Origin of the sequence: Methylobacterium gregans, assembly GCF_022179245.1 — a bacterium.
In the GTDB taxonomy this organism is placed as follows: domain Bacteria; phylum Pseudomonadota; class Alphaproteobacteria; order Rhizobiales; family Beijerinckiaceae; genus Methylobacterium; species Methylobacterium gregans.
This window is the reverse complement of record NZ_BPQM01000038.1, coordinates 1-22,111: the sequence shown is the minus strand read 5'-3', so window position 1 is coordinate 22,111 and position 22,111 is coordinate 1. Positions and strand designations below refer to the sequence as shown.

The 22,111-nt window shown below is 72.7% G+C and carries 16 protein-coding genes; 7 read left to right on the top strand and 9 right to left on the bottom strand.

Translation table 11 applies throughout. The features are described 5' to 3' along the window. Window positions 1-186: 186 nt before the first annotated feature. On the bottom strand, window positions 187-1,308 hold the full coding sequence (locus MFF54_RS09120) for an aminotransferase class I/II-fold pyridoxal phosphate-dependent enzyme (protein WP_238302292.1): 1,122 nt from the start codon (window positions 1,306-1,308) through the stop codon (window positions 187-189). 79 nt (window positions 1,309-1,387) lie between these two features. Between MFF54_RS09120 and MFF54_RS09115 the strand changes: the two genes are divergently transcribed. The 4 genes from MFF54_RS09115 (at window position 1,388) to MFF54_RS09100 (ending at window position 6,395) form a co-directional block, all read left to right on the top strand. Next, window positions 1,388-2,659 carry an adenosylmethionine--8-amino-7-oxononanoate transaminase gene (locus tag MFF54_RS09115; RefSeq protein ID WP_238302291.1) on the top strand — a complete coding sequence of 424 codons (1,272 nt, stop codon included), beginning with the start codon at window positions 1,388-1,390 and terminating at the stop codon, window positions 2,657-2,659. A 98-nt stretch (window positions 2,660-2,757) separates the two neighbouring features. After that, window positions 2,758-3,147, top strand: a complete 390-nt coding sequence (locus MFF54_RS09110) for a response regulator (RefSeq protein WP_238302290.1) — start codon at window positions 2,758-2,760, stop codon at window positions 3,145-3,147. Between the two features lie 175 nt (window positions 3,148-3,322). Beyond that, window positions 3,323-3,979, top strand: a complete 657-nt coding sequence (locus MFF54_RS09105) for a MarR family winged helix-turn-helix transcriptional regulator (RefSeq protein ID WP_238302289.1) — start codon at window positions 3,323-3,325, stop codon at window positions 3,977-3,979. A gap of 325 nt (window positions 3,980-4,304) precedes the next feature. Then, complete coding sequence (locus MFF54_RS09100) at window positions 4,305-6,395, top strand: TonB-dependent receptor (RefSeq protein WP_238302293.1); 2,091 nt, start codon at window positions 4,305-4,307, stop codon at window positions 6,393-6,395. A gap of 15 nt (window positions 6,396-6,410) precedes the next feature. Here the strand turns inward: MFF54_RS09100 and MFF54_RS09095 are convergent, their stop codons facing one another. Continuing rightward, a complete protein-coding gene (locus MFF54_RS09095; protein WP_238302288.1) occupies window positions 6,411-6,584 on the bottom strand; it encodes a metallothionein in 174 nt (57 codons plus the stop codon). Between the two features lie 167 nt (window positions 6,585-6,751). Here MFF54_RS09095 and MFF54_RS09090 point away from each other — a divergent pair, with 167 nt between their 5' ends. The 3 genes from MFF54_RS09090 (at window position 6,752) to MFF54_RS09080 (ending at window position 11,769) form a co-directional block, all read left to right on the top strand. Beyond that, a complete protein-coding gene (locus tag MFF54_RS09090; RefSeq protein ID WP_238302287.1) occupies window positions 6,752-9,061 on the top strand; it encodes an FdhF/YdeP family oxidoreductase in 2,310 nt (769 codons plus the stop codon). A gap of 92 nt (window positions 9,062-9,153) precedes the next feature. Further along, window positions 9,154-10,488: a pentapeptide repeat-containing protein gene (locus MFF54_RS09085; protein WP_238302286.1), complete on the top strand. Its 1,335-nt coding sequence runs from the start codon at window positions 9,154-9,156 to the stop codon at window positions 10,486-10,488. A 12-nt stretch (window positions 10,489-10,500) separates the two neighbouring features. Further along, window positions 10,501-11,769 (top strand): lytic murein transglycosylase, encoded by a 1,269-nt coding sequence (locus tag MFF54_RS09080; RefSeq protein ID WP_238302285.1) that lies wholly within the window; start codon window positions 10,501-10,503, stop codon window positions 11,767-11,769. 121 nt (window positions 11,770-11,890) lie between these two features. On the opposite strand, the gene MFF54_RS09075 is transcribed toward MFF54_RS09080, so the two are convergent. The 7 genes from MFF54_RS09075 to MFF54_RS09045 all read right to left on the bottom strand — a co-directional run. Beyond that, entirely contained in the window at window positions 11,891-13,225 is a 1,335-nt protein-coding gene (locus MFF54_RS09075) for a nucleotide sugar dehydrogenase (RefSeq protein ID WP_238302284.1), read from the bottom strand. A gap of 10 nt (window positions 13,226-13,235) precedes the next feature. Beyond that, on the bottom strand, window positions 13,236-14,366 hold the full coding sequence (locus MFF54_RS09070; RefSeq protein ID WP_238302283.1) for an ABC transporter permease: 1,131 nt from the start codon (window positions 14,364-14,366) through the stop codon (window positions 13,236-13,238). Continuing rightward, window positions 14,366-15,382 carry an ABC transporter permease gene (locus MFF54_RS09065; RefSeq protein ID WP_238302282.1) on the bottom strand — a complete coding sequence of 339 codons (1,017 nt, stop codon included), beginning with the start codon at window positions 15,380-15,382 and terminating at the stop codon, window positions 14,366-14,368. The genes MFF54_RS09070 and MFF54_RS09065 overlap by 1 nt, the downstream gene beginning before the upstream one ends. A 94-nt stretch (window positions 15,383-15,476) precedes the next feature. Continuing rightward, window positions 15,477-17,399, bottom strand: a complete 1,923-nt coding sequence (locus tag MFF54_RS09060) for an ABC transporter substrate-binding protein (protein WP_284286825.1) — start codon at window positions 17,397-17,399, stop codon at window positions 15,477-15,479. 152 nt (window positions 17,400-17,551) lie between these two features. Continuing rightward, window positions 17,552-18,424 carry a hypothetical protein gene (locus tag MFF54_RS09055; protein WP_238302280.1) on the bottom strand — a complete coding sequence of 291 codons (873 nt, stop codon included), beginning with the start codon at window positions 18,422-18,424 and terminating at the stop codon, window positions 17,552-17,554. Then, a complete protein-coding gene (locus MFF54_RS09050) occupies window positions 18,424-20,253 on the bottom strand; it encodes an ABC transporter ATP-binding protein (RefSeq protein ID WP_238302279.1) in 1,830 nt (609 codons plus the stop codon). Before MFF54_RS09050 ends, MFF54_RS09055 begins: the two co-directional genes overlap by 1 nt. After that, window positions 20,250-22,111: glycosyltransferase (locus tag MFF54_RS09045; protein ID WP_238302278.1), on the bottom strand; the 1,862-nt coding region annotated here is incomplete at its 5' end. The genes MFF54_RS09050 and MFF54_RS09045, both read right to left, overlap by 4 nt.

Sequence of the window (22,111 nt, the reverse complement as noted above, 5' to 3'; positions counted from 1 at the left end):
CGCGTCCAGCGCGACTTCTGAACTCCTGTCCTTGCGCGCAGCCAACAGCCGTCCCAGCACGGCTGCGCGAACGGGCTTGAGACTTGAGACCTTGACCCGGTTCGCGAGAACCGGGTCTTTTTGTATCGGGCGGTCACAACCCTCCAACCGAGGGCGGGACGCGTGTTCGGTCGCTAATGCCCGTTCTCAGCGCCCCGTGAGCGCCGCGATCCGCTCGGCCAGCGCGTCCACCTGCGCCGTGTCGTGCGCGGCCGAGAAGGCGACGCGCAGGCGCGCGGTGCCGGGCGGTACGGTCGGGGGACGGATCGCCACCACGAGGAACCCCGCTTCCTCCAGCGTGCGCGACAGGGCGAGCGCCGCCTCCGCCTCGCCGACGAGCACCGGAACCACCGCACTCTCCGCCTCCGGCAGGCCGAGCCGGGCCGTGAAGCGGCGCGCGAGCATCAGCGGCCGCGCCCGGCGCGCCGGCTCGGCCTCCAAGATCGCCAGGGCCTCCAGCGCCGCCGCCGCGGAGGCCGGCGGCAGACCGGTGGTGTAGACGAAGCTGCGGGCGCGGCTCGTCAGCAGGTCGATCACGGGCCGCGAGGCGCAGAGATAGCCGCCGTAGGAGCCGAGCGACTTCGAGAGGGTTCCCATCTCCAGGGGTGCCCGCGGGCCTTCCTCGGCGACGCCGAGCCCGTGCGCGTCATCCACCAGGGTCCAGGCGTCGTGGCGCTCGGCCAGCCCCAGAATGTCGCCCATCGGCGCCCGGTCGCCGTCCATGCTGAAGACGCGCTCGGTGAGGATCAGGCAGCGGCTGTGGGCAGCCCGCTCGGCGTCGAGAACGCGGGCGAGGTCGCCGACGTCGTTGTGGCGGAAGGTGGCGACCCGCGCGCCCGAGAGCCGGGCGCCCGCCCACATGCAGGCGTGGGAGAGCTCGTCGAGCAGCACGAGATCACCGCGTCCGGCGAGCGCCGGGGTGATGCCGAGATTGGCCATGTAGCCGCTGCCGAAGACCAGCGCCGCCGCCTTGCCCTTGTGCCGGGCGAGCCGCTCTTCGAGCGCGCCCAGGAGCGGGTGGTTGCCCGTCACCAACCGCGAGCCGCCAGAGCCGGCACCGTAGCGCGCGGCCGCGTCCTGCGCCGCCGCGATCACCCGCGGGTGATGGCTCAAGCCCAGGTAATCGTTGCAGGAGAAGGAGACGAGCCGGCGCCCGCCCCGCTCCGCCGCGGCCTCCGGGCCGCGCTCGGTCGGCACGAGGCGCCGCCGCAGCGCGGCCTCGTCGAGGGCGTCGAGTTTCCCCTGCGCGAAGGTGTCGAGGCTCAGCATGGGCCGTCATGGCGCCGCGCACCGCGCTGATGTCAAGGGCGGCCTTGACCCGACGTGCCCCCGGCACCATCCCGGTCCGATGCGCGCGACACGGTCCGGCCGCCATCTCTGGCGCCCCTATACGCAGATGAAGGGCGCCTCGGCGCCGCTCGAGGCGGTCGCGACCCGGGGCAGCCGGATCGTGCTGGCGGACGGGCGCGCGCTCGTGGACGGCATCGCCTCGTGGTGGACGGCGGTGCACGGCTACAATCACCCGCACATCGCCGGGGCCGTGTCCGACCAGCTCGCCCGGATGCCGCACGTGATGTTCGGCGGCCTCACCCATGAGCCGGCCGAGCGGCTGGCCGCGCGGCTCGCCGCCCTGCTCCCGGGCGACCTCGACCACGTCTTCCTGGTCGATTCCGGCTCGGTCGCCGTCGAGGTGGCGCTGAAGATGGCGGCCCAGCTCTGGCTCAACCGGGGCGTCGTCGGGCGGAGCCGGGTGCTGGCCTTCCGGGGCGGCTACCACGGCGACACGATGGGGGCGATGTCGGTCTGCGACCCCGAGGAGGGCATGCACCGCCGCTTCGGCGCCTACCTGCCGACCCAGGTCTTCTGCGATCTGCCCCGCACGGCCGAGCAGGAGGCGGACCTCGACGCGGCGCTCGGCCGCCACCGGGGCGAACTCGCGGCCGTGATCGTCGAGCCCCTGGTGCAGGGCGCGGGCGGCATGGTGATGCACGGGGCGGAGGTGCTGGCGCGCGTGGCCCGCCTCGCCCGCCGGCACGGCCTGCCGCTGATCTGCGACGAGATCTTCACCGGCTTCGGGCGTACCGGCACCCTGTTCGCCTGCGAGCAGGCGGGGATCGTGCCGGACATCCTCTGCCTGTCGAAGGCGCTCACCGGCGGCACGATGGCCCTCGCCGCCACGGTGGCGACCACCGAGATCTTCGAGGCCTTCTGGTCGGACGACCCGGCCGCCGCCCTGATGCACGGGCCGACCTTCATGGCGAACCCGCTCGCCTGCGCGGCCGCCAATGCCAGCCTCGACCTGTTCGAGCAGGAGCCCCGCCTCGACCAAGCGCGGGCGATCGCGGCACGCTTGCACGACGGGCTCTCGCCCCTGGCGCGCCTGCCGGGCATCGCCGACGTGCGGGTGCTCGGGGCGATCGGCGCGGTGCAGTTCGCGCGCGTCCCCGACCTCGCGTGGCTCAAGGCCGACCTCGTCGCCCGCGGCGTCTGGGTACGCCCCTTCGGCGACATCGTCTACCTGACGCCCGCCCTGACCATCGGCCCGGACGACCTCGACCACCTGCTCGCCGCGCTCCGCGAGAGCGTGGCGGAGGCGGTGCGGTCGGCCCAGCTTCCCTGAATCGTTGATGAACGGGCTGCAACCCGGGCCGGGTTTGCCCGTTGGCACAGCGTCCGGCCGTTCGGGCGGGGCCGGACGGAACGCGGGAGGTGCGCATCGTGTCGAGTGAGCAGACGATCTCTCAGGACGACCGGCCGGTGATCCTCCTCGTCGAGGACGAGGCGCTCACCATCATGGATCTCGGCGACGTCCTCGAGGACGGGGGATACGACACGGTCCAGTGCGCCTCGGCCGAGCGCGCGCTGAGCATCCTGCAGGCCCGGCCCGACATCTGCGGGCTCGTCACCGACGTCGAGCTGTCGGGTAAGACGAACGGCTTCGAGCTGGCGAATGCGGTGGCCGAAGCGCGGCCGAAACTGCCGATCCTGATCGTTTCCGGGCGCGCCGCGCCCGATCCGGAGCGCATGCCGCCCGGGGCGCAGTTCATTGCCCGCCCCTGCAGCGGCGACGAGATCCTCGACCGGCTCAAGAGCCTGATGCCCTGCTGAGGCGGGGTTTTCCGCTGGGCGCGGGCATCCTTCGCGCCCGCTGTCATCGCAGCTTCACGCTCGCGCGCCACAGGCTGGCCCTGCGCGTCCCTGTTCCTCTCCGGAGGCTCGGGCGAACGTGCTTGGAAACCGGCTCGACAGCCGGCCCTTGGAAGCCGGGCGAGCGAGGTGCACGATGTCGGCGGCGGACGAACGTTCGGCAATCGCGCCGGACGACGCGAGTTTGGGCAGTCCCGTGAACGGCAAGGGAAAACGCGGCAAGGCCGGCGCGAAGGCGGAGTCGCCCGCGGGCCGCCGCCTGCGGCCGCCGGGGCAGAAGAGCGTCGGCTGGGCGCTGGTCCAAGCCGCCCGCCTCCACCGCGGCCGCATCGGCGACCGGCTGGCGAGCCTCAACCTCTTCGCGGGTCAGGAGCAGGTGGTGCAGGCGCTGGCCGCCGCCGGCACGATGACGATGGGCGATCTCGCCGCGACCCTGCGGGTGCGCCCGCCCACAGCCTCGAAGACGATCTCGCGGCTCGCCGCCCTCGGCTTCGTGGAGCGCCGGGCCGAGGCCGGGGACGGGCGGATCGTGCGGGTGCGCCTGACCGAGGCCGGCCTCGCCAAGGCCGAGGCGATCGAGCGCATCTGGGACGAGGTCGAGGCCGAGTTGCTCGACGGGTTCGACAACAAGGAGCGGCGGCGCCTGCGCAAGCTGTTGCGCAAGGCCGCCCGCAACCTCGCGGACGCCGCGGGCGTCTCCGGCCAGGAGACGGAGGCCGACGCGGAGATCGAGGCCGAGGACGACGAGGCTGAGGCCCCAGGCCTCAACGGCAGCGGGCTGCCGGCACTCTAGATCCTGGGATCTCCGAGGGGCGTGCCCCGTAGGCGGGGTCCCGGGGCAGCGCCCCGGGCTTGGATCCTCCGGATCGGCCCACGCCGCAATTCCGGAAAGCCGAACACAGCGGGGCCGACCACGGGCGCCGTCCTTCCGACGCGCAACCCGCTCGAGACGGTGTTGTAATAACGTTACTAATCCGCACGATCGCTCATCCGCGCCGACAACCCGGTTGCGACCTCTCACTCGGACGTGCAGCGTTATACTGTCACGCGTTCCGGGATCCTCGACCTTGCGTCTCCGTCACCGCCTCGCTGCCGGCGCAGCCCCGCTCTGCCTGATCGTGCCGTTCGCCGCCGGCGCGCGGGCGCAGCAGGCCGTGACCCTCGACGAGATCAGCGTCACCTCGCCGAGCCCGGTCCAGGCGGTCCGTCCGGTGCAGGCGCCGCCGGCCGCCGCGAGCGCGGTCGGCGGCATCGGCGTGCTGCCGGTCGTCACCGACACCTTCTCGCCCGTCACCGTCGTGACCCGCGACCAGATCGCCCGCGACCAGCCGCGCACGCTCGGCGACGCGCTGTTCGACCGGCCCGGCATCTCGTCCTCGACCTACGCGCCGGGCGCGGCCTCGCGGCCGATCATCCGCGGCCTCGACAACGCCCGGGTGCGCATCCAGGAGAACGGCATCGTCAATGGCGGCGTCTCGGATCTCGGTGAGGACCACGCGGTGCCGGTCAATCCGCTGGTGGCCGACCGGCTGGAGGTGATCCGCGGGCCCGCAACGCTCCGCTACGGCTCGGGCGCGATCGGTGGCGTGGTCTCGGCCGAGAACAACCGGGTGCCGACCTTCATCCCGGCCAACGGCGTCACCGGCCAGGTCACGACGGGCTACTCCACGGTCGATAACGGGCGCCTCGGCGCCGCGACCGTCGATGCGGGCCTGGACGGCATCGCGGTCCACGCGGACGGCTTCAAGACGGCCGCCGACAGCTACGCCATCCCCGGCGGCATCCAGCGCAACTCCTACAATGCGTCGGAGGGCGGCTCGGTCGGCATCTCGGCGATCGGCGACCGCGGCTTCGTCGGCATCGCCTTCAGCCACTACAACGCGCTCTACGCGATCCCGGGCGGGGAGGCCGAGGAGGCGCGCACGCGGCTGACCCCGAATCAGGACCGGGTGATCTCGCGCGGCGAGTACCGGCCGCTGGACGGCCCCTTCGAGGTGATCCGCTACTGGGCGGGTTACTCGGTCTACCGCCATGACGAGATCGGCATCGGCGAGGACGGGCGCGAGGGCCAGCAGGCGATCTTCAAGAACCGCGAGGCCGAGGTCCGGGTCGAGGCGCAGCACGTCCCCGTCTTCACGAGCTTCGGCAAGCTCACCGGCGCCATCGGCGTGCAGGCGGACCGGCGGGTGATCAACACGCAGCTGGAGAGCTTCCTGCCGCGAACCGACTCGCGGGCGAACGCCGTGTACCTGTTCGAGGAGCTGGAGGTGGTGCCGGGCACGCGGCTCCAGGCCGCCGGCCGCATCGAGGGCGACCGGTTGCGCAGCACCGCCGTGCAGTTCCCGGCCGATTACCTGCCAGTCGAGGGCGAGGATCCGCTGCGCTACGCGCTCACCCGCCGCTTCGCGCCGAAGAGCGCGAGCTTCGGCCTGCTGCAGGATCTGCCCTACGGCTTCGTCGGCAGCGTGACCGGCTCCTACGTGGAGCGGGCGCCGACCGGCTACGAGCTGTTCTCGCAGGGGCCGCACGACGCCACCGCCACCTTCGAGATCGGCGACCCGCGGCTGCGCCTGGAGCGCGCCCGCACCGTCGAGGCGAGCATCCGCCACGGCCTCGGGCCGCTGCGCTTCGAGGCGACGGGCTTCTACACGCGCTACACCGGCTTCATCTACAAGCGCCTGACCGGCCTCCTCTGCGACGACGATTTCGCGAGCTGCGGCGCGGGCGACGAGTTGCGCCAGGTCGTCTACTCGCAGCAGAACGCGACCTTCTACGGCGCCGAGCTGATCGGCCAGTACGATGCCATCCCGGTCGGCAACGGCTTCTTCGGCATCGAGGGCCAGTTCGACGCCGTGCGGGCAAAGTTCGACGACGGCACCAACGTGCCGCGCATCCCGCCCTACCGGATCGGCGGCGGCGTCTACCTACGCGCCGACGGTTGGTTCGCCCGGGTGAACCTGCTGCACGCCTTCGCGCAGACGCGGACCGCTCCGAACGAGACCCCGACAGCCGGCTACGACGACCTGCGGGCCGAGCTCAGCTACACCAAGCCGCTCGACCCGGCCCTCTACGGCGCGAGCGAGGTCACACTGGGGCTGCAGGGCCGCAACCTGCTCGACGCCGACATCCGCAACGCGGCCTCGTTCAAGAAGGACGAGATCCTGCTGCCGGGCCGCAACGTCCGCCTGTTCCTGACCGCCCGCTTCTGAGCGGCCGCGGCGGCCTCAGCCGTGGCAGGTGCAGCCGGCATGCTCGCAGCCGGCATGGTCCGGGTGTCCCTCGGCGCACTCGTCGCAGCAGAAGGCCTTGCCCTCGCGCTCGACCGCCTTGGACACCGAGACCACGCAGACGCAGTCCGGGCAGGCGCATTTCACCATCTCGACGTCGACGCTCGCCATGATTCCACTCCCCGTGCCGGTTGTCGGCAGGTCATCCTCCTCCATCCGGCGGCCGCGCGCCAGGGTCTCGGCGCGACACCGCGGCCTTTGATCCTCCGCGCGACGCGCGCGTTGCATCCTGAAACCGATTTGCCGCGTTTGCGGACCGGTGAAGGGATGCGTGTCCGATGACCGACCAGAAGATCGAAGCCTACGAGGGACCGGCGGGCGGCTGGGGCTCGGCCAAGTCCCTGGCGGAGATCCTGACCCGGGAGCAGATCCCGGCCTCGGGCGCAGCGATGCTGATGAAGCAGAACAAGCCGGACGGCTTCATGTGCGTCTCGTGCGCCTGGGCCAAGCCCGCCAAGCCCCTCGCCTTCGAGTACTGCGAGAACGGCGCCAAGGCGACAGCCTGGGAGCAGACCAGGCGCCGCGCCACGCCCGCGTTCTTCGCCGAGCACAGCGTCACCGAACTCCTCTCCTGGCCGGACTACGACCTTGAGGAGCAGGGCCGGCTCACCCACCCGATGCGCTACGACCCCCAGACCGATCGCTACGTGCCGGTCGCGTGGGCGGAGGCCTTCGCGGAGATCGGCCGGGAGCTCAAAGGTCTCGACCCGAAATCTGTCGTCTTCTACGCCTCGGGCCGGGCCTCGCTCGAGACGAGCTACATGTACGCGCTGCTGGCGCGGATGTACGGCAACAACAACCTGCCCGACTCGTCGAACATGTGCCACGAATCGACCTCGGTGGCCCTGCCGCAATCGATCGGCGTGCCGGTCGGCACCACGCGGCTGGAGGATTTCGAGTCGACGGACCTGATCCTGTTCTTCGGCCAGAACGTCGGCTCCAATTCGCCCCGGATGCTGCACCCGCTGCAGGAGGCGCGGCGGCGCGGCGTGCCGATCATCACCTTCAACCCGCTGCGCGAGCGTGGCCTGGAGCGCTTCACCAACCCGCAGGCGCCGCTGGAGATGCTGACCAACAGCTCGACGCAGATCTCGACCCAGTACCATCAGGTCAAGGCGGGCGGGGACCTCGCGGCGATCACCGGCATGTGCAAGGCGATCCTGGCCGCCGACCGCGATGCCCTGGATGCCGGCCGGCCCCGCATCATCGACGTCGCCTTCATCGAGGAGCACACCCACGGGCTGGCCGACTTCGTGCGCTTCTGCGACGCCCAGGCCTGGGCCGATCTGGAGAGCCGCTCGGGCCTCAAGCGCGAGGCTTTGGAGGCGGCGGCCAGCGTCTACATGCGGGCGCGCAGCACCATCGGCATCTACGGCATGGGCCTGACCCAGCACCGCAAGGGCACCGAGACGGTGCAGATGCTGGTCAACCTGCTGCTCCTGCGCGGCAATATCGGGCGGCCCGGGGCCGGCATCTGCCCGGTGCGCGGGCACTCGAACGTGCAGGGCCAGCGCACGGTCGGCATCTCGGAGAAGCCGGAACTGGTGCCGCTCGATAAGATTGCCGAGCAGTACGGCTTCGAGCCGGCGCGGGAGAAGGGCCTCAACACGGTCGAGGTCTGCGAGGGCGTGCTCGACGGCAGCGTGCGGGCCTTCATCGGTCTGGGCGGCAACTTCGTGCGGGCCGTGCCCGACACCGCCCGGATGGAGGAGGCGTGGCGGGGCTTGCGCCTCTCCGTGCAGGTCTCGACCAAGCTCAACCGGGCGCATCTGGTGCGCGGCGAGATCGCCTACATCCTGCCCTGCCTCGGCCGGATCGAGATCGACCGGCAGGCGAGCGGGCCGCAGGCGGTCTCGATGGAGGATTCCTGCTCGGCGTTCCACGGCTCGCGCGGCGTCTCAGAGCCGGTGAGCGAGCACGTCCGCTCCGAACCCTGGATCGTCGCCGAGATCGCCAAGGCGGTGCTCGCGCCGAACCCGAAGGTCGATTGGGACGGCTGGGTCGCGGACTATTCGCGGATCCGCGACAGCATCGAGGCGACCTACCCGGACAAGTTTCGGGACTTCAACAAGCGCATGTTCGAGCCCGGCGGCTTCTACAAGCCGCTCGCCGCCCGCGACCGCAAGTGGGAGACGAAGACCGGCAAGGCCAACTTCATCGTGCCGCCGGGGCTCGAGGCCGACCCGGACATGCCGCGCTCCGACCGCTCGGTGATCGACCTGATCACGCTGCGCTCGAACGACCAGTTCAACACCACGGTCTACGGCTACGACGACCGCTTCCGCGGGGTGAAGGGCACGCGCAAGGTGCTGTTCATGAACGAGAACGACCTCGCTCGCCTGGGGCTGGCGGACGGCGAGACGGTCGATGTGTCGACGGATGCCGACGACGATGTCGCCCGCGTCGTGCGGGGCCTGCGCGTGGTCCGGTACGACATCCCGGAGGGCAATTGCGGCGGCTACTACCCGGAGATGAACGTGTTGATCCCGCTCTGGCACCACGACGCGCAGGCCAAGACCCCGGCCGCCAAGGCGATCCCGGTGCGCGTCACCCCCGCGGTACCGGAGGCCGCGACCGGCGGCGCCTGAGCGGGACGCTGGACGCGGGAGCCGCGGCCCGGCAAGGAAGCTGGGCCGCCCGCGTGCGGGCTCTCGCTCCGGACCCCCACGGCCTCGCACCGATGACCGAAACCGCACCGGACGGGCGCCGCGCCGCGCTTCTCGACCAGATCGGCGCGGGCGCGCCCGGTCTCGACCTGACCCGCGCCGCCCTCGGCCGCGAGGTGCTGGCGCCACTGGTCGATCCGGTGGTTTCCGCGCCCTGGTGGGATGCCGACTGGGGCGGCCTCGCGCTCGCCGGGCGCGACCTCACCGGAGCGAAGCTGGAGGCGGCCGACCTCTCCGGCGCGAACCTGCACCGCGCGCGGCTCGGCGGTGTCGTCGGCCGCTCGGCCCGCTTCGCGGGGGCGAACCTGGAGGAAGCCGATTGGGCCGAGGCCGACCTCAGCGGCGCGGATTTTTGCCGGGCCGTGGCCGGGCAGGTCAGCTTCGCCGAGGCCATGCTGGAGGATGCCCGGTTCGGCGAGGCGTCCATGCGCTTCGCCAACTTCCGCAAGGCGCTCCTCGACGGCGCGGACTTCGCGGGCGCCGACCTCTGGGGCGCGGACTTCACGGGGGCGGACGCCGACTACACCAACTTCCGCCAAGCCCGCCTCGACGAGGCCAACCTCTCGGACGTCAACCTCACCCACGCCGATTTCGAGGGCGCGAGCCTGACCAAGGCGCGGCTCGTCGGCTCGCGCCTGCGGGGCGCGAACCTCGCCGGGGTCAAGCTCGACGGGGCCGACCTCTCGGGGGCGGATTTCTCCGACACGAGCCTCGTGCGGCTCAACCTCGCCACCTGTCGGCTGACCCACGCGCGCTTCGCGGGCGCCTTCGTCACCGGCACGCGGATGCGCGTCGAGCAGCTCGGCGGCGCGGTGGGCGAGGAGGTGGCGGGGGCCTACGAGGCCGCGCAGGCAAGCTACCTCGCCCTGGAGCAGAACTGGCGCAGCATCGGCAGCCACGACGCGGCAAGCTGGGCCTACAAGCGCGGGCGCCGGATGGGCCGGATGCAGGCCGGGGTCCAGGCCCGCGCCGCCTGGACGGCCCGGGCGCCCCGCGCCCTCGTGCAGCACGGCTACCGCTGGGTGGCCGACCGCTTCGTGGAGTGGCTCTGCGACTACGGCGAGAGCCTCTCGCGCATCGCCCGCGCCTTCGCGATCGTGATCCTGGTCTTCGGCGTGCTCTACGGCCTGACCGGCGGCATGATCCTAGAGGGCGAGGGCCGGGCAACTTACAATCCCCTCGACCTGATGAGCTACAGCGCCCTCAACATGATGACGGCGAACCCACCCGAGATCGGCATCAAGCCCACCGGCCGCATCGCCAACCTGCTCGTCGGCGTCCAGGGCGCGGTCGGCATCATCCTGATGGGTCTGTTCGGCTTCGTGCTGGGCAACCGGTTGCGGCGATAGGGAGAGCGGGACATGCGCGACCGGACGCGGCATCGGGCCGGACGGACGAGCCATGCGGGACTGAGTCATGCGAGACTTGCCGTCGCGCTCCTCGCGCTCGCCCCCTGGCCCGCCGGCGCCCAGACGCCCTCCGAGCCGACATCCGCGATCGCGGACCGCCTGCCGGCGGAGTGCCGCGCCGGGCTCGACGCGCGGACGCGGGCGGCTGGGCTCGATCCGGCGCGGGTCGCCGCCCGGCTCGACGGGCTCTCGCCCGATCCGGCGATCCTCGCGGCGACCGGCGCGCAGGCCGAGTTCGTGCGGCAGATCTGGGCCTATCTCGACGCCGCCGTCACCGAGGCGCGGGTCGCGGAGGGGCAGGCGCGCCTGCGCGACCTTGCGCCGACCTTCGCGGCGATCGAGCAGCGCTACGGCGTCGACCGCCACGTCCTGGCGGCCTTCTGGGGCGTCGAGTCGAACTACGGCGGCGCGATGGGCGAGGCGCCGGTGCTGCGCGCGCTGGCTACCCTCGCCTGCGGCGACGGCACCCGCGCCGGCTACTGGCGCGACGAGCTGGTCGCCGCCCTGCGGATAGCGGAGTCCGGCGACGGGCCCGACCCGCTCCTCGGCTCCTGGGCCGGGGCGATGGGGCACACCCAGTTCATGCCGAGCGTCTACCTCGCACACGCCGTCGATTTCGACGGCGACGGGCGGCGCGACATCTGGCGCTCGGCCCCCGATGCCCTCGCCTCGACGGCGCAGTACCTGCGCGAATCCGGCTGGGAGCCCGGCGAGGGCTGGGGCCTGGAGGTCGCGCTGCCGGAGGGGTTCGATCACGCGCTCGCGGACGAGACCACCGAGCGCAGCCTCGCGGACTGGACCGGCCTCGGCCTGCGCCCGCCCCGAGGCGGGACCTTCGCCGAGCCGGAGGGGCGCGCCGTCCTGATCCTGCCGGCCGGCGCGCGCGGGCCCGCCTTCCTGCTGCGGCCGAACTTCCGGGCGATCCTGCGCTACAACACGGCGCTGGCCTACGCGCTCACCGTGGGGCACCTCGCCGACCGCCTGCGGGGCGAGCCGGGTTTTGCCCGCGACTGGCCGCGGGGCGACCGCGCGCTGACGGTCTCCGAGATCCGCGATCTGCAGACGCGTCTGATCGAGCGCGGCCACGCGGTGGGGAATGCGGACGGCAAGATCGGTCCGCGGACGCGGGCGGCGGTCCGCGCCTGGCAGGCCGCGTCCGGCCTGACGCCGGACGGCTACGCCGATCCGGGGCTGCTGGAGCGCATCCGGGCGGAGCGCTGAGCGGCGGCGCCCACCCTCCTCCCGCCGCGGGCAGGGCGCGGTGCGCGGCTCGGGCGGAATCCGAGACGGGGTTGGCCATATGTGATCGCCCTGCCTCCACGGGAGAGGTAGAGATCACGTCTCACGCCTTCACGATGTGCCCGCCCGCCAGGCCGTGGCGGGCGAGCGCGTTGCGGGTGTCGACCACCAGCGGCGCCTCGGCGGCGATCAGCGCGTAGTCGACTCCCTCGTGATCCGTGACGACGAGCGCCGCGTCGCAGGCCTGCAAGGCCTCGGCGGTCAGCGCCACGGAGCGGCGCCCGGTCAGGCCCGGATGGGCGCGGCTCGGCGGGATCTCGGGGACGAGCGGATCGTGGTAGGCGATCACCGCGCCCCGCTCCTCCAGGAGCGCGATCAGCTTCAGCGCCGGGCTCTCGCGCATGTCGTCGAGGTCGCGCTTGTAGGCGACGCCGACGATCAGGATCCGAGCGCCGCCGAGCGGCCGTCCGCGCTGCCGGTCGAGGGCCAGCGCCAGCCGCTCGACCACGTAGCGCGGCATCCCGCGGTTCACCTCGCCGGCGAGCTCGATGAAGCGGGTGGCGACGTCGAACTCCCGCGCCTTCCAGGTGAGATAGAACGGGTCGATCGGGATGCAGTGGCCGCCGAGCCCCGGGCCCGGCCAGAACGGCATGTAGCCGAAGGGCTTGCTGGCCGCCGCCTCGATCACCTCCCAGACGTCGATGCCCATCGCGTCGTAGACGACCTTCAGCTCGTTCACGAGCGCGATGTTGACGGCCCGGAAGATGTTCTCGGTGAGCTTCACGGCCTCGGCCGTCGCGGTCGACGAGACCGGCACGGTGCGGGCCACGATCGCGCCGTAGAGCGCGTCGGCGAGGTCGCGCGCGAGCGAACCGTCGCCACCCACCACCTTGGGCACGGTGGCGAGCGTGTGGGTGCGGTTGCCCGGGTCCTCCCGCTCCGGCGAGAAGGCCAGGAAGATCTCGCGCCCGCTCGTCAGGCCCCTGGCTTCGAGGATCGGCTTCAGCACCTCCTCGGTGGTGCCGGGCCACGTGGTCGATTCGAGCACGACGAGTTGCCCCGGCCTGAGCGTGCGAGCGATATCGGCGGCGGTGGCGCGGATGTAGGAGAGGTCGGGCTCCCGCTGCGGCGTCAGCGGCGTCGGCACGCAGATCAGGACCGCGTCGCAGCGTCCGAGGCCATCCATGTCGGTGCTCGCCCGGAAGCGGCCGGTGGCGAGCGCGGCGCGCATGGCCGCGGTGTCGAGATGGCTGATCACCGGCTCGCCCGCGTTGATCCGCGCCACCCGGTCCGGATTGATGTCGAAGCCGGTGACGGGAAAGCCCGCCCGCACGGCGGCGAGCGCCAGCGGCAGCCCGACATAGCCGAGGCCGATCACACCGACCGTGGCGCTGCGTTCGGCGAGGCGGCGGGCCAGAGCGTCCGCGAGATCGTCCATGCAGCAGGTCTCAGTGGTAGGGATCGGCGGCGTCGCGCAGGCCGTCGCCCAGGAAGTTGAAGGCCAGCACGGTGACGAGCACCGGCAGGACCGGCACGAGCAGCCACGGGTAGAGCTGCACGGCGGCGAGGTTCTGGGCCTCATTGAGCAGCACGCCCCAGCTCGTCACCGGGGGCCGTAAGCCGAGCCCCAGGAAGGATAGGGCCGTCTCGCCCAGGATCATGCCGGGAATCGACAGCGTCGCCGAGGCGATCAGGTGGCTCATGAAGTTCGGGATCAGGTGCCGGGCGATCACCCGCGTCGGCGAGGCGCCCATCAGCTCGGCGGCGGCGACGAAATCCTCCTCGCGCAGCGCCAGCAGCTTGCCGCGCACGGCCCGCGCCAGCCCCGGCCAGTCGAGCAGCCCGAGGATCACGGTGATACCGAAGAAGACCCAGAGCGGGCTCCAGCTCGGCGGCAGCGCCGCCGAGAGCGCGAGCCAGAGGGGCAGCTCGGGCAGCGAGCGCACCAGCTCGATCAGGCGCTGGATGGCGGCGTCCACCACCCCGCCGAAATAGCCGGCGAGCCCCCCGAAGAGCAGGCCCAGCGCGAAGGAGATCGCCACGCCCACGAGGCCGATCACGAGCGAGATACGGGTGCCGTAGATCATGCGCGAGAGGATGTCGCGCCCGAGTCGGTCCGTGCCGACGAGGAACAGCGTGCCCCCCTCCGGAGGGCAGACGAGGTGGCGCTCGCCCGGGATCAGCCCGAACCAGAGATAGCCGTCGCCGCGGCAGAGGAAGCGGAGCGGCTGCGGGCGGCTGCGGTCCATCACGTAGTTGCGCCGGAAGGTCTCGAGGTCGAGCTCGGCGCGGTACGGGTAGGTGAAGGGCCCGATGAAGCGGCCCTCGTGGAACAGGTGCAGCCCCTGCGGCGGCGCGTAGAGAAAATCGCCGTTGCGCCGGGCCTGGCCGTAGGGCGCGAGCCACTCCACGAAGGGCACGCTGGCGTAGAGGACGAGCAGGATCAGCCCGGAGACCACCGCGAGGCGGTGGCGCAGGAACTTGCGCACGAACAGGCGGCGGGCCGAGGGCGCGTCGCGGTCGCCCTCGCGGCCGGCATCCGGATCGAAGGGGACCGGATCGACGAAATGGGCCACCATCAGCGGAGCCCGAGCCGGATGCGCGGGTCGAGCCAGACCAGCACGAGGTCGGAGATCAGCATGCCGACGAGCGTCAGCGCCGCCACGAACATCAGGATGAAGCCCGCCATGAACTGATCCTGGGTGCGCAGCGCGTCCAGCAGCAGCGGGCCGACGGTAGGCAGGCTCATCACCAGCGAGACCAGCACCGAGCCCGAGACGAGGTGGGGCAGGAGGTTGCCGATATCGGCCACGAACGGGTTCAGCGACATCCGGAACGGGTACTTGAGGAGCGCGCGCATCGGGGGCAGGCCCTTGGCCCGCGCGGTGACCGTGTAGGGCTTGGCAAGCTCATCGAGCAGGTTGGCCCGCATCCGCCGGATCATCGCGGCGGTGCCGCCGAGCCCGATGACCAGCGTCGGCACCACGAGATGGGCCAGGAGCGAGCGGACCTTCGCCCCGTCCCAGGGCTTGCCGGTGAAGCCCGCGTCGTAGAGGCCGCCGATCGAGAGGCCGAACCAGCGGTTGGCGTAGAACAGCAGGATCAGGGCGAGCAGGAAGCCCGGCACGGCGAGGCCGACATAGCCCAGCACGGTCACGACCGCGTCGCCCGCCGAGTGTCGGTGGGTCGCCGAGTAGATCGCGATCGGGATCGCGACCGCGTGGACGAAGACGAGGGCGGCCACGTTCACCACCAGGGTGAGCCAGAGCGCGTCGCCGACGACCTCGGCCACCGGCCGGTCGTACTCGAAGGACCAGCCCCAGTCGCCCTGGAGGAGCCCGGCGAAGCCCGCCGGCCCCGGCATCAGCCCGACCCACATCAGGTATTGCTGCCAGACCGGCCGATCGAGGCCGTACTGGCGGATCAGCAGCTCGGCCTTGGCGACGGAGGCTGCCTCGCCGCCCGCGCGGAGTTCCGCGATGCGGTTCGAGAGGTAGTCACCCGGGGGCAGCTTGATCACGAAGAAGACGAGCGCCGAGATCAGCAGCAGCGTCAGCGCCATCGTGACGAGGCGGCGCAGAACGAGGCCCGTCACGGGGTGCTCCGGGAGCTCCGCGCGCTCGCCCGCCCCCGTAGAGGGGGGAGGGCGAGCGCTGCGATTTGGTCATGCACCCGAGGATGTGGCGCCATCACCCCCGCCCTCCACCCACCGCACCGGCGGCATTCCCGCCCGCCGCCTTGTCCCAGAACACCTCGTCCAGCCGCTGCACCCCGATCAGCGCCGTCGGCTCCCAGGAATACAGCGCCCGGTCCGGCAGGTTGGCGAGGCGGTTGGCGGCCACCACAGGCTGGAGCGCGCCCGCCACCGTGCCGATCACCCACTGGTTCTGCGCGTGGTTCATCAGCATCTCGCGCCAGATCTCGCCCTGCCGCGCGGGATCGGTGCTCATGCTCCACTCCCGGTCGAGGGCGATCAGGCGTTCGACCGCGGGGACGTCGCAGGGCTCGCCGCCGGCGCCGCCGCGCTCCAGGTTCAGGCTCCAGCGCGGCCAGGCGTAGTGATCGGGCTGCGCCGGGCTCAGGCCGGTCGGCGGCATGATCGCGGTCGGCGCCGCGAGGTCGAGCCCTTGGGCTGCCACCATCACGGTCATCCCAGCCATGGAGCGGCGGCGCAGATTCGTCCGTTCCTGGGGCTTGACCACGAGGCGGATGCCCACTTCCCGCCAGAACTCGCCGATCAGCATCAGGCCATCGAGGATCAGGCTCGCCTCGCCGTCGCTCTCGACGACGACTTCGAGCGCGCGCCCGTCCGGCATCAGGCGGATGCCCGACCCATCACGCCCGGTGAGCCCGATCGCGTCGAGGAGGCGGGCGGCCTCGGCCGGATCGTAGGCCGCGTTGAGGCTGCGCATCTCGGGCCTGAACAGCGGGCTCTCCGGCACGATTGTGTCGTTGCCTTCGGTGCCGAGGCCGAACAGCAGGGTGTTGTTGAGCGTCCTGCGGTCGATCGCCGCCGACAGCGCGCGGCGGTAGCGCAGGTCGCGGTTGAGCCGGCGCCAGACCGGATCAAGGGTGGTGAGGTTCGGGTAGAGCGCGATCTCGGAGCCGCGGGCCAGCGGCCAGAGATGGGTGCGGTAGCCGTGCGCGCGCTCGCCCTCGCGCAGGCTCGGGATGTCGTTCATCGCGAGCCCACGGAACATCAGGTCCGCCTCGCCCGCGTTGGTCTTGGCGACAAGAAGCCCGCTCGACGCCACGTCCATCAGGATCGTGTCGATGTAGGGCAGCCGCGTGCCGGCCGCGTCCACGCGGTGATAGTGCGGGTTGCGCGCGAAGACGAAGCGGGTGGCGGGCGCCCGCGTGCGGGGCCGCCAGCCCTGCAGCGTCGGGCAGTCCGGGTTGTTCAGCTCGAAATTGTCGTCGAGGCGGTTGTGCAGCGCCGCCCAGCCGCGCAGCTTCTGCGCCTTGGCGGCCGCATCCGCCGCCTCGCGCCCGACGTAGCGGGGGTGGAACGGCTTGAGGTAATGGGCCGGCCGGTAGATCAGCGGGTCGCGCGGGCCCGCCAGCGCCGGCAGGAAGCGCGGGTTCGGCCGCTCCCAGGCGTAGACCACCGTGCGAGCGTCGGGGAAGCTGACCGCGGGTGGCTTGCCCTCGACGATCAGGAAGTCCGGCGGCCCGCCGGGGCTGAGGTCGCGGTCGTTGGCGACGTCCTCCCAGTAGTAGCGGAAATCCTCGGCCGTGAAGGGCTCCCCGTCCGACCAGCGGTGGCCCGCGCGCAGCCGCAGGGTGAAGCGCCCGCCCTCGACGGCCACGCTCTCCAGCACGTCGGGCTGCAGGTTGAGGTCGGCGTCGTAGCCGACGAGGCGGGTGTAGCCGTAGACCGAGAGGTAGCGCACGTCCCGCGCCTTCGCGATCAGCGTGCGAACCGCACCGCCGGCCTGGCCGAGGCGCCGGCCGCGGGCGACGAGATCCACGACGAGGGGCGCTTCGGGCAGCTCCTGTGCGCCGGCGCGGCGCGGAGCGAACAGGAGCGCGAGGCCGGCCAGGAGGGCGCGGCGCGACACGCCGGATCCCCCTCCCCCCTCTGCGGGGGAGGGTGGCCCTCGCGTCAGCAAGGGCCGGGAGAGGGGTGAACGCTTCAAGGTGGGCCTGTGCCCTGCATGAAGGGCAGAGCCTGATCCTGAAGCTGGTATCCCCCCTCCCCCCCTGCTTCGCAGGGTACCCTCCCCCGCAGAGGGGGGAGGGAGAGCGCGCGTCGTCGGATCGCTCATCCGCCGCCCTCCGGGTGCAGCGCCACGTAGGTCAGCCGCGCGGGCGAATACCCCGTCGCCCCGTGCAGGTCGTCGAAGGCGTGGGCTCGGGCGATCAGGCGGGCGGCCTTGCGCACCAGCGGGTCGTCGGCCGGCTGCTCGAAGACCCGGCCGTTGCGCTGCCAGCGGATCGGCTCGCGGCGGGCCGGCCCCGTCTCGTGCAGCGCCCGCACCATCGCGATGGTCGGGTGCGCCGGGCCGCCATGGGTGTGGATGCGGTGGCCGGCCGCGTCGTCGTCGAAGACGAGCCGAGTGAGGCCGCGCGCCCGCGCCTCCACCACCCGGCGCGCCTGGGCGACGTGGTCGTCGAAGAACGCCACCGTGCGGGCCGGGTCGAGGGCGGACCAGTCGGCCGTCGACCAGTCCTGCGTGCAGTAGGTCGCCCCCGGGTCGCGGTACTGGAGACCTGAGAGGTCGGGGTCGCGGCAGAAGATCCGCGCGTCGGGCCGCGCCTGCCGGATCACCCAGGTGGTGAGGCCCCGGAACACCCCCGACTCGATCACATGGTCGGGCTCCAGCGCCCGCATCAGCACGAAGAGCTGGAGCGCCCCGTTGAAACCGGAGCCGCCCCGCCGCTGCCGCACGGGCGCGCGCGGGATCAGGTCCCAGAACTCGCCCACCAGCGCCCGCACGTCGTGTCGGCAGGGGATGCCGGCCGCCGCGAGGTCCGCGGCGAGCTGCGCGGCGGCGTTGCCGAGCAGCTCTTCGACCTCGTGGGGCGAGACGGGGCGGTGCGCCCAGTCGGGCGTCGCCGGCACGAGGTCGTAGCCGAGCCGGTCGAACAGGGGCCCGAGCCAGCGGCGGCGCAGGCGTTCCATGAGGCGCGGCATCAGGCGGCCCGCCTGCCGGAAGCGGCGCCGTGGCGGACGCGGTGCCCGTCCTCGACCGCCACCATCGTGCCGGCCTCGTCGAGGCCGAGCCGGTAGGGCTCCGGCCAGCGGGCGGGGTCCGAGTGGTCGCCCGTCACCGCCGCGAAGTCGAGCGGGTGGTCGAGGCTCGGATCCGGCACCGCGGCGAGCAGCGCCCGCGTGTAGGGATGGGCGGGGTTGCGGAAGAGGGCGGCGCGCGGCGCCTCCTCGACGATCCGCCCGCGGGCCATCACGCTGATCGTGTCGGCCATGTAGTCGATCACCGCGAGGTTGTGGGAGACGATGAGGTAGCTCAGGCCCAGCGCCGCCTGGAGATCCTTCAGGAGGTTCAGCACCTGCGCCTGGACCGACACGTCGAGCGCCGAGACCGGCTCGTCGAGGACGAGGAGGCGCGGCTCCAGGGCGAGCGCCCGGGCGATGCCGATACGCTGGCGCTGGCCGCCCGAGAAGGCGTGCGGGAAGCGTGAGAGCGCGTCCGCCTCCAGTCCCACCATCGCCAGGAGCTCGCGGGCGCGGGCCCGGCGCTCCGGGGCCGGCACGCCGTGGATCTCCATCGGCTCGGCGAGGATCTGGCGCACGCTGAGGCGCGGATCGAGGGAGGCGTAGGGGTCCTGGAACACGAACTGCACCTGCCTCCGGTAGGCGAACAGGTCCGCATCCGCCAGCGCGTGCACGTCGCGCGGGCCGGAGCCGGCGTCGAACAGGACGCGGCCGGCATCGGGCTTCAGCGCCCGCATGATCATCTTCGAGACGGTGGTCTTTCCCGAGCCCGACTCGCCCACGAGCCCCAGCGTCCGGCCGGGCTCCAGGCAGAGTGACACGTCCGAGACGGCACGCACCAGCCGGGGCTTCTCCCAGACGCGGCCGGCCCGCAGCGTGAAGGTCTTGGAGACGCCCTCGACCCGCAGGATCGGGCCGGCGGCGCGGGTGGGCGGGCGGGCCTCAGGGATCGCCGCCCGGGCCGGGCGGATCGGGGTGAGGCGCTCGCCCGGGCCCATGTCGAAGCGCGGCACGGCGTGGAGGAGGGCTCGCAGATAGGCGTGGCCGGGCGCCCGCATCACCGCCTCGCGCGGGCCGGCCTCCACGAGGCGCCCGCGGTACAGGACCGCCACGTCGTGGGCCATGTTGGCGACCACCCCGAGATCGTGGGTGATCAGCAGGATGCCCATGCCGTCCTCCTCTTGGAGGCGGGCCAGCAGCGCCAGGATCTGGGCCTGGGTGGTGACGTCGAGCGCGGTGGTCGGCTCGTCGGCGATGAGCAGGGCGGGCTTCAGGATAATCGCCATCGCGATCATCGCGCGCTGGCGGAGCCCCCCCGACAGCTCGAACGGGTAGGTGCGAAGGGCCCGCTCGGGATCGGGGAAGCCGACATGGGCCAGCGCCTCCTGGGTGCGGGCCGCCGCCTCGCGGGCGGAGGCGCCGGTATGGACGCGTAGCGCCTCGCCGATCTGGTCGCCGATGGTATGGAGCGGCGACAGGCAGGTCATCGGCTCCTGGAAGATCATGGCGATGCGGTCGCCCCGCACCGCCCGCATCGCCGGACCGTCGGGCGGGAGCGCCGCGAGGTCCTGCCCCTCGAACAGGATCCGGCCGCCCGTGATCGCAGCGGACCGGGGGAGGATGCGTAAGACAGCCTGGGCGGTCACCGACTTGCCGGAGCCCGATTCTCCGACGAGGGCCAACGTGCGCCCGCGCATCACGTCGAGGGAGAGGCCGTGCAGCGCCTCGAACGGCCCGGTCTCGGTGCGGAAAGCGACCCTCAGGTCGCGGATCGAGAGAAGCGGCGTCACGAAGCCCTCGCCTGCCGACGAGACCACGGCGCGGCGCCCGCGTCCACGGGCGGAGGGGCGAACAGGTGTCGCGGATCCAGAACCGTCACGGCCGGATGACCGAAGAGCAGCGGCAGCAGGGCTTCGAGGAAGGCCCAGAGCGCCGCGTCGTGGGCGAGGTGGTGGGTGAGGATGCCGACCGGATCGCCGGCTCCGAGCCGCGCCACGAGGTTGTCCACCAGGCGCTCGGGATCGGCGAGCGAGCGGGTGCCGCGCCAGTCGATCGGGTCGATGTGGATGTCGGCGCGGACGAGATCCGGCCGGTCCGGGGCCGCCTGCCGCGGCGGGGCAGCGGAGAGGCCGGCATAGCCGAGATCCGGCAGCGCGGCGGCGAGATCGGGCGCCAGCCTGTTCCAGGGCGGCACGAAGACCGGCAGCAGGGCGTCTTCCGGCAGGTGCTCGCGGGCGCGGCGCAGGCCCTCCCGGGCATCGGCCACCAGCGCGGCGGGCGGGCGGTGCGGGCCGAACTCGGACGCCTTCTCGCCCGGGGGCGCGTGGTTCGCGTGGGAGAGCCCGTGCACGGCGAGGCGCACGCCCGGCGCGGCGTCGAGGCGGGGCCCGAGCGAGGGGGCGATGCCGGCCGGGATCGCGGCGAGGAGGAGCGGGGCGTCGCAGGCTTCGCTCAAAGCGAGCAGCCGGTCGAGGGCGGGCGTGGCCGCGACCGCGTCGTCGTCCCGCCACCAGACCGAGACAGGTGCGCCCGCCTCGGCGCGCGCATCGAGTGCTACGCGCAGACGGTCGAGCGTGGTTCTCCCTCCCCCCTCTGCGGGGGAGGGTGCCGAGCGAAGCGAGGCGGGAGAGGGAAGCGACGGTGCAGGGTCGGGCTGCGCCCTGCATGAAGGCCGCGCCCCGACCTGAATCTGGGGTCCCCTCTCCCGACCCGGCCTGACGGCCGGCCCACCCTCCCCCGCACAGGGGGGAGGGAGGAGTTGGGGATACGGTGTGCCCTTCCTGGCCTCCGCCAGCGCCACCGTCCGCGCCGCCCCGTCGAGCGCGAGCCCGTGCGGCGGCAGCGGCGCGCGTGGCGCCTCCGCGATCGCCCGCAGCAGCGCGTCGGCGTCGAGCCCGGCCTCGGCCACCACCCGCGCCAGGCCCCGCTCCGCGAAAAGCTCGGCGCGCAGGCGCTGCTCGGTCTCGCGGCCGGCCTCGAAGGGGACGAGCACGGCGGGCGTGCCCGTGGCGAGAAGATCGACCGCGGTGTTGTAGCCGCACTGGCTCACCGCCAGCGCGGCCCGGGCCAGCAGCGCCCGGTAATCGGGCCGCGCCCGCTCCACCGTGCCGGGGGGCAGCCCGGCCGCGAGCGCGGAGACATCCGCCTCCGGAACGCCGTGCCCGGCCAGGATGCGCCAGCCGAGGTCCGGCCGGAGCCGGGCCGCCCCGGCGGCGGCGGCGAGCATCCCGAGCCCCGCGGCGCTCGATCCGGCGGAGACCAGGATGCCGGCGCGCCGCGCGACAGCGGGCACGGGACCGCCCTCGTCGACGTAGCCGGTGTATTGCAGCCGCTCAGCCAAGGCCTCATCGACCGGCCAGGACGCGTCGAGGGGCGCGAGCATGGGGTCGGCGTGCACCAGCACCCCGTCGTAGAGGGCGGCGACCCGCGCATGCGCCTCGGCCACGCGTCCGGGCTTCTCCGGCGCCACCAGGATGTCGCGGATCGAGGCGAGGACGCGCGGGCGCGGCGTCCGGGCACGCGCGGCCTCGACCAGAGCCAGGAACTCGCCCGCCAGGGCCCGCCGGCCGAAGGGGAACAGCTCGGTGATCAGGACGTGGGGCGCGGTCTCCTCCAGTGCCCCCAGGAGCATCGACCGGCGCCGGTCGA